Origin of the sequence: Thioalkalivibrio sp. AKL12 (assembly GCF_000377925.1) — a bacterium.
Taxonomy (GTDB): Bacteria; Pseudomonadota; Gammaproteobacteria; order Ectothiorhodospirales; family Ectothiorhodospiraceae; genus Thioalkalivibrio; species Thioalkalivibrio versutus.
Genome location: NZ_KB898898.1, coordinates 121,233 through 133,835 on the forward strand (window position 1 = coordinate 121,233; position 12,603 = coordinate 133,835).

At 67.2% G+C, this 12,603-nt stretch carries 12 protein-coding genes; 10 read left to right on the forward strand and 2 right to left on the reverse strand.

What is annotated here, in order from left to right; translation table 11 throughout:
- The first annotated feature begins 82 nt into the window (after positions 1–82).
- The 3 genes from D579_RS0109695 to D579_RS0109705 are packed head-to-tail and all read left to right on the forward strand — an operon-like array spanning position 83 to position 2,381.
- Complete coding sequence (locus D579_RS0109695; protein WP_026287955.1) at positions 83–691, forward strand: ATP-binding cassette domain-containing protein; 609 nt, start codon at positions 83–85, stop codon at positions 689–691.
- Positions 681–1,451, forward strand: a complete 771-nt coding sequence (locus tag D579_RS0109700; RefSeq protein WP_018938328.1) for a metal ABC transporter permease — start codon at positions 681–683, stop codon at positions 1,449–1,451. Before D579_RS0109695 ends, D579_RS0109700 begins: the two co-directional genes overlap by 11 nt.
- Before the next feature lie 51 nt (positions 1,452–1,502).
- Positions 1,503–2,381 carry a hypothetical protein gene (locus D579_RS0109705; protein ID WP_018938329.1) on the forward strand — a complete coding sequence of 293 codons (879 nt, stop codon included), beginning with the start codon at positions 1,503–1,505 and terminating at the stop codon, positions 2,379–2,381.
- A gap of 285 nt (positions 2,382–2,666) precedes the next feature.
- On the opposite strand, the gene folE2 is transcribed toward D579_RS0109705, so the two are convergent.
- On the reverse strand, positions 2,667–3,611 hold the full coding sequence (gene folE2 / locus D579_RS0109710; protein ID WP_081621714.1) for a GTP cyclohydrolase FolE2: 945 nt from the start codon (positions 3,609–3,611) through the stop codon (positions 2,667–2,669).
- A gap of 115 nt (positions 3,612–3,726) precedes the next feature.
- Here folE2 and dksA point away from each other — a divergent pair, with 115 nt between their 5' ends.
- The 4 genes from dksA (at position 3,727) to D579_RS14810 (ending at position 6,710) form a co-directional block, all read left to right on the forward strand.
- A complete protein-coding gene (gene dksA / locus D579_RS0109715; protein ID WP_018938331.1) occupies positions 3,727–4,128 on the forward strand; it encodes an RNA polymerase-binding protein DksA in 402 nt (133 codons plus the stop codon).
- Between the two features lie 38 nt (positions 4,129–4,166).
- The gene (gene zigA, locus D579_RS0109720) at positions 4,167–5,429 is read left to right on the forward strand and encodes a zinc metallochaperone GTPase ZigA (RefSeq protein WP_018938332.1); all 1,263 of its coding nucleotides are present in this window, start codon (positions 4,167–4,169) and stop codon (positions 5,427–5,429) included.
- Positions 5,426–6,070 (forward strand): DUF1826 domain-containing protein, encoded by a 645-nt coding sequence (locus D579_RS0109725; RefSeq protein WP_026287956.1) that lies wholly within the window; start codon positions 5,426–5,428, stop codon positions 6,068–6,070. The genes zigA and D579_RS0109725 overlap by 4 nt, the downstream gene beginning before the upstream one ends.
- Before the next feature lie 154 nt (positions 6,071–6,224).
- Entirely contained in the window at positions 6,225–6,710 is a 486-nt protein-coding gene (locus tag D579_RS14810) for a hypothetical protein (RefSeq protein ID WP_081618756.1), read from the forward strand.
- A 114-nt stretch (positions 6,711–6,824) separates the two neighbouring features.
- Here D579_RS14810 and D579_RS0109730 read toward each other — a convergent pair whose 3' ends face one another.
- Positions 6,825–7,748, reverse strand: coding sequence for a histone deacetylase family protein (locus D579_RS0109730; protein WP_018951877.1), 924 nt, complete (start codon positions 7,746–7,748; stop codon positions 6,825–6,827).
- A 39-nt stretch (positions 7,749–7,787) separates the two neighbouring features.
- On the opposite strand from D579_RS0109730, the gene D579_RS0109735 reads away from it, so the two are divergent.
- The 3 genes from D579_RS0109735 (at position 7,788) to D579_RS14245 (ending at position 12,591) form a co-directional block, all read left to right on the forward strand.
- Positions 7,788–10,469, forward strand: a complete 2,682-nt coding sequence (locus D579_RS0109735; protein WP_018951878.1) for a GNAT family N-acetyltransferase — start codon at positions 7,788–7,790, stop codon at positions 10,467–10,469.
- Between the two features lie 127 nt (positions 10,470–10,596).
- Positions 10,597–11,556, forward strand: coding sequence for a YafY family protein (locus D579_RS0109740; protein ID WP_018951879.1), 960 nt, complete (start codon positions 10,597–10,599; stop codon positions 11,554–11,556).
- Between the two features lie 84 nt (positions 11,557–11,640).
- The gene (locus tag D579_RS14245; protein WP_081621715.1) at positions 11,641–12,591 is read left to right on the forward strand and encodes an IS481 family transposase; all 951 of its coding nucleotides are present in this window, start codon (positions 11,641–11,643) and stop codon (positions 12,589–12,591) included.
- Positions 12,592–12,603: the final 12 nt, after the last annotated feature.

The window sequence follows — 12,603 nt, forward strand, 5'->3', positions numbered from 1 at the left end:
CAAGCCTGCTGAAGGTTCGGACCCGGAAAGTCACTTTCCGGGTCCGTTATCATTTGCGCCTTCCCAACTCTGTCGAGCCCACATGCCGCCGAACGCCACCCCTGCCATCCTGAGCGTGCAGTCCGCCCGGCTCGGATTTGATCGTCCGGTGCTGGGGCCATTGTCAGTTGATATACCCAATGGTGCGCGCTGGGCCTTGACCGGCCCCAATGGCGTTGGCAAATCCCTGCTACTGAAGGCCGTTACGGGCCAGGCACGGGTGCATGGCGGCCGGCTGCACCTCGCACCCAATGTTGATGTCAGCTTGCTGGGACAGGACCATCCCCGGCGACAGCCTTGGCCCTTGTCCGGACACGACTGGTTCCGGGCGATGGGGGCAAATACTCCGGATCAACCCCGCATACAGGCACTGCTCGATCGCCGGCTCGACCGCCTGAGCGGCGGTCAGTGGCAACTCCTGCGTCTCGCCGCCGCGTTGCACAGCGGCAGCGCACAACCGTCACGTGAGCGCTTGGTCCTGCTGGACGAGCCGGCCAACCACCTTGACGCCGAGGTGCGGGGTGACGCCGTCGACCTGATCGCCGCACTTCCAGCCAACGCGACACTGGTCATGACCAGCCACGATGATGACTTCCTGCGAGCCATCGGCGTGGAGAACCACCCACTAGAGGGCTACTTCGATGCTGGGTGACCTCCTGCTCGTTCCGTTCGTCGCCGGGCTGCTGGTCACGGCTGTACTCGCGCTGGCCGGAGCCGGGCTGTTCCTGCGCGGCTCAGTCTGGCAGGCACTGGCACTTGGCCAATGGGCGGCGGCCGGCGGGGTCCTGGCCTCCGTGCTGCACTGGCCGGTACTGCCCGTGGCACTGGCCCTAGGCGCTGGCGTAATGGCGCTGCTGCAACGCACTCCGGACCGCGAGCGTCTACCGCTTGCCGTTTTCCTAGCCGGACTGGCCGCGGTCACGTTGCTCGCGGCCAATTTCTCGCAGGCCAGCCTCGCCGCCGCGGCCTGGGCCGAGGGTCAGCTGTACTTCGCGGGACCGCAGGAACTCTGGGCTGTTGCGGCACTGGCACTCGCCAGTCTCATGTTAGTACCCGGCTTGCTGAAGGTATGGCGCCATGCTCAGCTCGCCCCCGACGTGCCCGCCAAGCGCGCCCCGGCAGCATGGCTGCGCCTGACGGAGATTGCCTGGCTGGTGGCGGCGATCGTGCTCGGCAGCATGGTCCTGGGCCTGCCAGCCGCGCTAGCCAGCCTGCTGCTCCCAGCCTGGGGCGCCGCCCATCTGGCGCGCGACCTTCGCGGCCACTTCCTGTGGGCGCAGTCGCTCGCCCTGGCAGGATTCCTGATCGCCTGGAGTCTAAGCCTCCCGCTGGACCAGCCCTTCGCCCCGGTACTCGTACTGGTGAACGTCGTACTCGCTCTCGTCGCCCGCATGGTCGCGATCTGGCGCTGAACTGACGGCCCTCGGCCTATTCAATTCGAGGGCCGACCCAGGAGTTGAAAAATGCCTCTCAAAACTACGCACAAGAAAAGCTCCCACACGACTTCATCGACCGCCAAGGCAGCGGATTCGCCGATCTTCCAGGCGATCGAGAAGCTCCAGGGTGAGCGTCCCTGGGGCAGTTTTCTGGATGCCGGAACCGGGCGGAAGTCGGTCGAATGGATATGCGGCCTGGACACCGAGCGCTGGACGGCCGTAACTGCCTCCAATCAGATGGCGACGACCGTGAAGAAGGCAGCGGGCACGGCCCGTCGCCGCCAGGACCGCATCATGGTCGGCAACTGGATGTCGGAGCAGCTGCTGTTTGGTGAACGCTTCGATACCGTCCTGCTCGACTACTTCATCGGCGCGATCGAAGGCTTCGCCCCCTACTGGCAGGACCGCGCACTGCACCGGCTGCGACCCCACGTGGGCGAGCGGCTGTATCTCGTCGGCGTGGAACCCTATGTAATGACCGAACCCAAGACCGAGTCCGACCGCATCGTGCGCGAAATCGGTCGCCTGCGGGATGCCTGCCTGCTGCTCGCGGGGAACCGCCCCTATCGCGAATACCCTTCGTCCTGGGTCATGCGCCATCTCGGGATCGCCGGCTTCCGAGTTCTGGATGTCCGCTATTTCCCGATTCACTACCGCGAGCGCTTCGTCAACGGCCAGCTCGACCTGTGCCTGCGCCAGCTGTCGCACTTCAATGACGATAGCCTGGCAAAGGCCATGCACCAGAAGATCGAGGCGCTGCGGGAAACCGCCCTGCCGCTGGCCCGAAGCAAGGAGGGCCTCCGGCACGGGGCGGATTACCTGATCGCGGCCGAGCCGATGGCCGACCGGCATCGCAGCCTGCCCGACGCGGCAGGCACCCCGCAGTCAGTGCCGTCCGGGCCGTAGCACGGGCTACGCCATCGTCACCCTGGGCCCGAACAGGCCTCAGTCCGTTTGACAATGCACCGCAAGTGCGTATGATTCTCATTTAGATGCGCAGCCCGGACAGCTGTGTGTCGCCAGGACGAAAGGTGACTTCCTGCCTTTGGTCTCTCCAACCTCCGTAAGCATTGCCGCCGGATTGCGTATCCGGCGGCTTTTTTACGTGTCCACACACTTGCCGAAAAGCGACGTGGCAGATGCCTGACCAACCCCACCGCCTTGTGGCGGTCCACGGTCCGACTGGCTGCTTCAGCGTTCCGCTGACGGCAGACGCACGACCCGCGCGACGGCATCGTGTGCATGCAGACTCTCGCGGTGGCGGACCTGGACGCGATAGCCGCGGGCGGAGTACTCCGGGCGCAGGGCGCTGTCCAGGCGCCGTACGGCGTCTTCGCAGAACATCAGGTTGCGGCCGTTGGCGAGCGCGAAGGCCTTCTCGTCGACGCGCTTTACCGCCGTTTGCAGGGCGGTGCCCAGCGCCTGTTCCACGCGATCAATCAGATCGGGCAGGGGCAGCGTTGATACCAGCGGTTCCAGACCGACCGTGACGGTTGCCTCGCTGCGCTGGCTGTGGGGGGTCGCGACAATCCCCTCGGCCCGGCCCAGCCATTCGCGCACGGTTGCCGCATCCACAGCCGCTCGCGTGAAGTCACGGTCGAACTGTTCCTGGATCGCCTGCCGCGCCAGGGCGGCGGAGCAGGGACAGGTGGAGGAATAGCCCACCTGAACCTCCAGTTCCAGGGACACCGCCCCGGACTCGCTGCGTGCAGCGATCCTGAACGGGTAGCGCTTCCAGCCCGCGGCGGCACTGACCAGGGCCGGCCGTTCCAGCGGCAGCTCCCCGGCCAGACGAACCTCGGCCACGCTGGACAGGCCATCGTGCGAAGCCAGAAACGCCTCGAGCACGCCACACAGCCGCGCAAGGTCCAGCTCACGAGACTCCAGCTGTCGCAGGGCCCCGTAGAGCCGTGACATATGGATGCCGCGCGCGCCCGCGTCGTCGAGGCTCACTCCCGCGCTAGCCCGGGCGATCACTGGCTGGCCGGTCAGATACAGCGGAAGGGTGATGTCTTCCATACCCACCCAGTCGAGCGCGGAGGCGTGCGTAGCAGCCGACGCGGCAATATCCGGTAGCGGATCCGGCGCGGAGGTTTCCCTATCCGGCGAGACCGGAGACACACATTTAGAGGACATAAGACACCTTGTTGCAGGCGGGTCGACCCCATCACAGGACGGTGGCCGATCCGTGTTGTCGGGGCTCAATCGAAACGTTATGGTATAACATCCCACGCGCAACCGACGGAACCCCATGACCCGTGACGAACTGCTGGCCATGCCTGACGAGGCCTACATGAACGAGGCCCAGCTTGCGTACTTCCGCGAGCGCCTGCTCGACATGCGCGAGGAGATCCTGGCCGACATGGAGGGCGCCCGGGACGGACTGCGCGACAACGAACGCACCCCGGACGAGCTCGACCGGGCGGCAATGGAGGAGTCGCGTCTTCTGTCGATGCGGGTGCAGGAGCGCGAAGGCCGCCTACTCCGAAAGATCGATGCGGCCCTGTTCCGCGTCGAAACCGGCGATTACGGCTACTGCGAGGTAAGCGGCGAACCGATCGGTCTGCCCCGCCTGCTGGCACGCCCGACGGCGACCCTCTGCATCGAGGTCAAGGAACGCCAGGAAAAGACCGAACACGTCTACAGCCGATAGCCCCGAACACTGCCCGCAACCGAATATCAGGAGGCACCATGAAACGTCTGCCCGTTACCGTCCTTTCCGGCTTTCTCGGAGCCGGCAAGACCACCCTGCTAAACAATATCCTGCACAATCAGGCAGGCCTGCGCGTCGCCGTGATCGTCAACGACATGAGCGAGGTGAATATCGATAGCGCCATGATCCGTGGCGGTCAGGATGCGGTTACCCGCACCGACGCCCGCATGGTCGAGATGACCAACGGCTGTATCTGCTGCACGTTGCGCGACGACCTCCTGGTCGAGGTTCGCCGTCTCGCCGAATCCGGCCAGTACGATCACCTCGTGATCGAGTCCACCGGCATCTCCGAACCCATGCCGGTGGCCGCCACCTTTGCCTTCCGCGACGAGGATGGCCAGTGCCTGGACGACGTGGCGCGTCTGGACACCATGGTGACGGTCGTGGACGCCGGCGCGCTGTTGCAGGATTACGCCTCCAGCGACTTCCTGGGCGAGCGCGGCGAGTCCCTGGGTGAAGACGACGAACGTACGGTGGTCGACCTGCTGGTGGACCAGATCGAGTTCGCGGACGTAATCATCCTCAACAAGATGGACCGTGCCTCGGCGGATCAGGTGGATACCGTGCGCGGTGTGGTGCGCGCCCTAAACCGCGAAGCCAAGGTCATCGAGACCACCCACGGCAAGGTATCGCCGCAGCAACTGCTGGGCACCGGGCGTTTCGATTTCGACCGCGCCTCCCAGGCCGCCGGCTGGGCCCAGGAAATGATGGGTGGACATACCCCGGAGACCGAGGAATACGGCATCTCCAGCATCGTTTACCGCGTCAATCGGCCGTTCCACCCGGAGCGCTTCTTCGCCCTCCTGCACGAGGAGTGGCCCGGCATCATCCGCAGCAAGGGCTGGTTCTGGCTGGCCTCGCGCCCCGACTGGGTCGGCACCCTGTCTCAGGCTGGCGGCGCGCTGACTCACCACGCCGCGGGGTTCTGGTGGGCCTCCGTACCCCCCGAAAAGCGTCCGACCGACGAAGACTGGTGGGCAACCGCAATCGCTCCCGTCTGGGATGAACATTTCGGCGACCGGCGCCAGGAAATCGTGCTGATCGGCATCCACATGGACGCGGATGCGATGCGCAAGCGTCTCGACGCATGTCTCCTGACGGACGACGAGATGACAGCCGGTCCAGAACGCTGGCTGAGCTACGCGGACCCCTTCCCGGTCTGGCACCTGGGGCCCGAGGCCGCGGAGCGCGAGGCGGAAGCCCCGGCCGCCAGCGACACTCGGTCGGACGTTCCCGCATGACGGCTACTCAAACCTCGCCACCAGCCGCGGCGCGTTCGCGGCACCGCTTTGTTGACCGGGCTGCCGAGCTCAAGGGCATTCACCGCAACGATGTGAATGCCCTCATATGGCGGCGGTGCATGAATGCACCGTTGCAGGAGCAGGCCCGCGCACTAGCCGCAAGTGAAAGCGACATGGTCCTGAACACCTGCTGCCGGCCAGACCAAGTGCGTGAACGGCTTCTGGAGCACACCGCCCTGTCCCCGTTCAGGGTCCACCGTCTGGCATACGACCTCGAGCGGCTGGCACACAACTTCGCGGTGGCCGCCCACGCGCTCAGCGTTCGCATCCAGCTCGAGGTTCTGCACGGTCAACCGTGTCCGATGTTCCATGTCGACAACAACGTCCTGCGGATGGTCTGCAGCTACACCGGACCCGGGACCGAATATGCAGACGATCGCTACGTGAACCGGGACCGGCTGCGTTGTGGCGACAACGAGGGCGTTCTCGGGGGGCATCCGCCGGTGACGCTGGATACCGGGGCCGTCATCCTCATGAAAGGCGAGCGCTCACCCACTTGCGCAGGCCTGGGGGCGGTCCATCGCTCACCGCCACTGGCGGACAATGCCCGACGCCTGCTCGTGCGGCTCGACCACCCCTGATCGAACACCATCCCATAGCTCCAAAAGAAGCCCGGGAGACGCGGAGCGATCACAGGATCCGCATCTTGCCGCAAAAACTGCGATTCATTGCTTGACTCCAGCCTCCCCTTCGAGGAACATAAATGCGAATCGTTCTCGTTTGCAAGGAGTTAACATGTTCACCCTCGACGCATGGCTTGAAAACCCCGACCCCTCGCTGCGGATCATCGACGATCACTCCCGCCGGGTCGTGGCCGAGTGGCGCGGGCAGGAACTCCGGGATCTGCTGGACTCGGGCATCATTGCCCCGACCGATTGCTGCGGCCCGCATAGCCGCGACACCGTCCACGAAACCATCCGGAACCTGATCCTGGAGGCCTGCCTCGAAGGCATTACCGTCCAGCGCAGGGCGCCGCAGCCACGCCCGGACGCCCAGGCACCCCCAATGGCAAACCGATCCAGAGTTAACGCTGCAAACCCTGAAAAGCGCCATTGCCGCCCGCACTCCGGCCGACCAGCCGACCCACAGCGCAACCGCCAGCGGCGAGTCACCTGTGCACAAGGCCCAGCAGGAGCCCCCCGCCCCACGAAAAAGACTCGCAACGCGGCCAAGGGGCATGTCCTCCACCTGATGTTTCGGAAGCACCCACCACTTCACTGATTCCGATGAACCGCGCCGGGCGCATCGTTCACCCGAAGTCACCGAGGCAGGGACTCGCGTGCCGATGGCCCCGCCCCTCGCCCCGCTACGGGTCAGAAGTGTGCGCGGGCCTGCTCAGAACGGACCAAGGACACGCATATGCGCCACCACACTGCGTCCCAGGGCGCTCAGGGCGTAGCCACCCTCCAGCATGGAGACCACGCGCCCATCGGCGTGACGCTCGGCCAGGGCCACCAGCTCACGAGTGATCCAGGCGTAGTCATCCTCGGCCAGCAACAGGCGCGAGAGCTCGTCCTCGCGATGGGCATCGAATCCGGCGGAGATCAGCACGAGTTCCGGGGCAAAGGCGTCCAGCGCATCGAACCAGGCCCCAGCCACCGCGTCGCGCCACTGCTCCCCCGACGATCCGCCGGGTGCCGGGACATTCAGGCAGTTGTCGGCCAGCGGCGGGATGCCCGACCCGGGATAAGCCGGATGCTCGAAGGCGGAAGCGAACAGGATGGCGTCATCACCCGCCACCAGGGACTCGGTGCCGTCGCCATGGTGCACGTCGAAGTCGACGATGGCGATGCGCCCCACACCATGGCGCTCCTGTGCATGGCGGGCGGCAATCACCACGTTGTTGAACAGGCAGAACCCGGCCGCCCGGTCGGCACGGGCGTGGTGCCCCGGCGGCCGCACCGCGCAGAAGGCCCGCCGGTTCGCCGCCCCCATAACCCAGTCCACCGCGCCAATGCCCGCGCCGGCCGCCAGCAACGCGGCCTCGCGACTCCCCGGCGACAGGGCCGTGTCGCCATCCAGCATCACCCGCCCCCCTTCCGGGACGTGCTGCTGGATGGTGTCGATAAAGTCGCGTGTGTGAACCCGGCGCAGGTCCGCCCGCGTCGCCGGGAACGCCTCGCGATGCAGGACCCACGGATCCAGCCCGCTGGCCACCAGCTGGTCACGGATTGCGCTCAGCCGCTCCGGACATTCCGGGTGGCCGGGACCATTGTCGTGCTCAAGGCCGGCGTCCGGCGAGAAGAACGCTAGATTCATGTTATGAAGACACTTGGCACGTCATAACCGAGAGCATGCATGGGAACCCATATCCTGGACAAGCTGTTCAATCCGCGCGGTGTCGCCGTGTTCGGCGCATCCGAACGCGAGGGCAGCGTCGGCCGCACGGTGCTGGCCAACCTCCTGGCGGCCGGCTTCAAGCGCACCCTGCTCCCGGTAAATCCCAAATACGCCGAGGTACAGGGCCTGCACTGCGTGCCCGAGCTGAAACCCGGCGAGCACATGGTGGACCTGGCGCTGATCGCCACCCCGGCTCGGGCCGTCCCCGGCATCCTGCGCAACTGTGGCGAGGCGGGCCTGCGCGGCGCCGTCATCCTCTCGGCCGGCTTCGCCGAAGCCGGCCGAGAGGGCGAACGCCTGCAGCAGGAATGCGTCGAGATCGCGCAGCGTTACCGCATGCGCCTGATCGGCCCCAACTGCCTGGGCATCATGCGCCCGGGCATCGGGCTCAACGCGACCTTCAGCCACAACCAGGCGCTGCCCGGCAAGCTCGGGCTGATCTCCAGCTCCGGGGCGCTGATCACCGCCGTCCTGGACTGGGCGGAGCCCACCGGCATCGGGTTTTCCAGCGTGGCCTCGACCGGCGACGCCGCAGACGTCGACTTCGGCGAGCTGCTGGACTACCTCGCGGTGGACCCCGAGACCCAGGGCATCCTGCTGTACGTCGAGGGCATCCGCCACACGCGGCGCTTTCTGTCGGGCTTGCGCGCCGCCGCGCGCATGAAGCCCGTGGTAGTCCTCAAGTCCGCTCGCCATGCGGCCACCGCCCAGGCGGCCGCCACCCATACCGGGGCGATGATGGGCTCCGATGCGGTGTTCGACGCGGCCCTGCAGCGCGCCGGCGTGGTCCGGGTGGAGCGCGTGTCGCAGTGGTTTTCCGCAGCCCAGACACTGGCCAGCGGCGTGCGCCTGCGCGGCGAGGATCTCGCCATCCTCACCAACGGCGGCGGACCCGGCGTGATGGCCGTGGACCGGGCCGCCGACCTCGGCCTGAACCTGGCCACGCTGACCGACGGCACACTGGAGGCGCTCAACGCCCTGCTGCCCGCCCACTGGTCGCATGGCAACCCGGTGGACATCCTCGGCGACGCCACCCCCGAACGCTATGGCGAAGCCCTGCGCATCGTGCTCGCGGACCCCGGGGTTCACATGGCGAGCGTCCTGCTCACCCCGCAGGCCATGACCGACCCCGACGCCTGTGCCGAGGCCGTGATCGAACAGGCCCGCAAAAGCCACAAGCCGGTGCTGGCCTGCTGGATGGGCGACCCGCTGGTGGCCCGCGCACGGAATCGCTTCGACGCGGAAGGGATCCCCCAGTTCCGCACACCCGAAGGCGCGGTCGAGACCTTCGCCTGGCTGATCGAACACCGACGCAACCAGCGCATGCTGCTGCAGGTCCCCGGACCCCGCAGCGATGACCAGCCCGCGGATATCGAGGGCGCGCGCCTGATCCTGCAACACGCACGTAGCCAGGGCCGCAGGGTCCTGAGCATGCGCGAGTCCCGGGCCGTGCTGGCCGCCTTCCACATCCCCTGCAGTCCCAGCATCCTCGCCCACGACCCGGCCGACGCGATGCTGGCCGCCGAAACCCTGGGCTTCCCGGTCGCGCTCAAGATCAGTGCGCCCGACCTCACCCACAAGAGCGACTTCGGCGGTGTACGACTCAACCTGCGCAGCGTGCAGGCCGTGCGCCAGCAGGCCCAGGAGATGCTCGACCAGATCCACGAGCAATTCCCGGAGGTCGAGGTTGAAGGCGTCAGCGTGGAACGCATGGCCGAGGTCGGGCATGTTCGCGAACTGCTGGTGGGGATCTCGCGCGACCCGGTGTTCGGCCCGGTAATCGCCTTCGGACTGGGCGGGACCGCGGTGGAGGTCATCGGCGACCAGGCCGTCGCCCTGCCGCCGCTGAACCCCTCGCTGGCCCGGCGCCTGATGGCGCAGACTCGCGCGGCGCGCACCCTTGGCACCTTTCGCGGCGCGCCCCCGGTGCGCGAGGGCGCGGTGGAACAGGTCCTGCTCCGGGTCTCGGAGATGGCCTGCGAGCTGCCTGAACTCGCCGCGCTGGATATCAACCCCCTGCAGGCCGGCGAGAACGGCGTGATGGCCGTGGACGCCCGCATCGAACTGGCCGATCCCGCGCACGACGGCCGTGACTACGCGCACATGGCCATCCACCCCTATCCCGGCCACATGGCCCGGAAGGTCACCACCCGCGACGGCCATGAACTCGAGCTCCGGCCGATCCGGCCCGAGGACGCTGCCATCGAGCAGGAATTCGTGCGCAGTCTGTCGGAGAAGTCCCGCTATCTCCGGTTCATGCGCTCGATGGACGAACTCACGCCCGAGATGCTCGTGCGCTTCACCCAGATCGACTACGACCGCGAGATGGCCTTTATCGCGGTCGACCACCACACGGGCCGGGAGGTGCAGGTCGGCGTCGCCCGCTACACCACCGAACCCGACGGCGAGAGCGCGGAGTTCGCCGTGGTCATCAGTGACGCCTGGCAGGGCCGCGGCGTGGGCAGCCTCCTGATGGAGGCCGTCATCGACTCGGCCCGCAACGCCGGCCTGCGCGAACTGTTTGGCGAGGTGCTGCGCCACAACGGCGGCATGCTCGCGCTCGCCCAACGCCATGGCTTCCAGCGCGAGATCCTCGCCTCCGACGAGGAGATCATCCGCGTCAGCCGGCGCCTCCACTGACCACCGGGACGGTCGCCCGCAAGCGCCGCAAGCGACCCGGCGGGCATCCGGCGCCCCGGCGCGTCGCTTGCGGGTGCCCGGGCGAATGGGTAGCGTCCCCGGGCATGCATCGATCTCTGGCCCGCCCGTGAACCGCGCCGAGCGCATCTTTCACCTGCACCGATTGTTGCAGGGGCGGCGGCCACCCTCGCTGGCGGACCTGATGGAGCGTCTCGAGGTCTCGCGCGCGACCGTCAAGCGCGACCTCGAATACATGCGCGACTTCATGCAGGCGCCCATCGAATACGATGCCCAGGCCAATGGCTACCGCTACGCGCAGGATGCCCCGGCGTTCGAGCTGCCGGGGCTGTGGTTCAACGAATCCGAGCTGCTGGCGCTGCTGACCATGGAGCAACTCCTGGAGGACGTGCAGCCCGGGTTGCTGGCGCCCACGCTGGGGCCGCTGAAGGGCCGCATCCGCGAGCTGCTCGCCAGCGGCGGGCACCAGCCGGACACCGTGCGCCGCCGCATCCACATCCAGCCGCTGGCCCAGCGCGGCAGCCGCGGCGAAAGCTTTCAGGCCGTGGCCGCTGCGACCCTGGACGAGCACCCCGTCGAGATCGAGTATCACGGCCGTGCCCGGGACGCCGCGAGTTGTCGCGTCGTGCACCCGCAGCGCCTGCTCTACTACCGCGACAACTGGTACCTGATCGCCTGGTGCGAGCAGGCCCGGGACCTGCGCACCTTCGCCCTGGAGCGCATCCGCTCGGCGCAGCCGGTGGAGTCTGCCTACCGCTCCATCGACGAGGCGACCCTGGATGCTCATACCGGGGACGCCTTTGGCATCTTCACCGGTCCCGCACAGGAATGGGCCGTGCTGCGCTTCACCCCGGAACATGCCCGCTGGGTCGCCGACGAGATCTGGCACCCGGAGCAGATCGGCGAATACGAGGGCGACGCGTATCGCCTCCGTATTCCCTACGCCGACCCGACCGAGCTGGTCCAGGAGATCCTGCGCCACGGCCCGGGCGTCGAGGTGCTGGCGCCCGCCGACCTGCGCCAGCGCGTGGCCAGCGACCTCGCGCGCGCCGCTCACCAGTACACCTAGGTGTGATCTCTCAATAGGTTGTCCACGGGGCGACTCCGAAGGATGCTGAGTTTGCCGACTTAGCCATTCCAAGGAGGACGCCCCGTGAACCTTCACCAAAATGCCTTGTTTGGACCGCGCGGTCGAGAGCGGATGGTCCGTTGTGTCGTGGATCGAGGCTGGAGCATTCGAGCCACGGCCCGCGCCTGTGACGTGGACCCGAAAGTCGTGCGCCGCTGGGTGCAACGGTTCCAGGAGGCGGGCCCTGCCGGCCTCCTGGATCGTTCTTCCCGGCCTCGGCGTCAGCCGCGTCGAACGCCGCGTAGGTGTCAGCGTCAAGTTGTGGCCCTGCGCCGGCAACGCTGGACCATGGATCGGATCGCCCGGTTCGTGGGTGTCTCGCGCGCCAGCGTCAGCCGCATCCTGCGGCGCGAGGGGCTGAACCGCCTGGCGGCGTTGGAGCCGGTCGAGCCGCCGCGGCGTTACGAGCACGAGCATCCCGGCGACCTGTTGCACCTCGACATCAAGAAGCTGGCCCGCTTCCGCCATCCCGGGCACCGGAGGACCGGGGTCCGGGCCAAGGACTCCATCGGTGTGGGCTATGAGTACGTGCATGTCGCGATCGACGATCGCTCGCGCATCGCCTTCAGCGAGATCCATCCCGCCGAGCGGGCCCGGGATGCGATCGCCCACCTGGAAGCGGCCGTGCGCTACTACGCGACCCTGGGCATCACCATCCGGCGGGTGCTGACCGACAACGGGCCCTGCTATCACGCCCGGGCGTTCAGTCAGGCCTGCCGACGACTGGGGATCCGCCACCGTCGCACCCGGCCCTACACGCCCCGAACCAACGGCAAGGCCGAGCGCTTCATCCAGACCGCCTTGCGCGAGTGGGCCTATGCCTTCACCTACGCCACGTCAAAGGAACGCAAAAACCATCTTCCCCGATGGATCCATGACTACAACTGGCACCGTCCACACGGTAGCCTGAACCAACAACCACCCATCAGCATCCTCGGCCTACCCGAGGACAACCTCGTGAGACTCCACACCTAGGGAAACACTGAT

What these genes read in the sequence shown, in the direction of transcription:
- zigA (WP_018938332.1), top strand. Translation starts at nt 4,167, where the DNA reads ATGAAACGTCTGCCCGTTACCGTCCTTTCCGGCTTTCTCGGAGCCGGC.
- D579_RS0109695 (WP_026287955.1), top strand. Translation starts at nt 83, where the DNA reads ATGCCGCCGAACGCCACCCCTGCCATCCTGAGCGTGCAGTCCGCCCGG.
- D579_RS0109705 (WP_018938329.1), top strand. Translation starts at nt 1,503, where the DNA reads ATGCCTCTCAAAACTACGCACAAGAAAAGCTCCCACACGACTTCATCG.
- D579_RS0109735 (WP_018951878.1), top strand. Translation starts at nt 7,788, where the DNA reads ATGGGAACCCATATCCTGGACAAGCTGTTCAATCCGCGCGGTGTCGCC.
- D579_RS0109725 (WP_026287956.1), top strand. Translation starts at nt 5,426, where the DNA reads ATGACGGCTACTCAAACCTCGCCACCAGCCGCGGCGCGTTCGCGGCAC.
- folE2 (WP_081621714.1), bottom strand. Translation starts at nt 3,611, where the DNA reads ATGTCCTCTAAATGTGTGTCTCCGGTCTCGCCGGATAGGGAAACCTCC.
- D579_RS0109700 (WP_018938328.1), top strand. Translation starts at nt 681, where the DNA reads ATGCTGGGTGACCTCCTGCTCGTTCCGTTCGTCGCCGGGCTGCTGGTC.
- D579_RS14810 (WP_081618756.1), top strand. Translation starts at nt 6,225, where the DNA reads ATGTTCACCCTCGACGCATGGCTTGAAAACCCCGACCCCTCGCTGCGG.
- dksA (WP_018938331.1), top strand. Translation starts at nt 3,727, where the DNA reads ATGACCCGTGACGAACTGCTGGCCATGCCTGACGAGGCCTACATGAAC.
- D579_RS0109730 (WP_018951877.1), bottom strand. Translation starts at nt 7,748, where the DNA reads ATGAATCTAGCGTTCTTCTCGCCGGACGCCGGCCTTGAGCACGACAAT.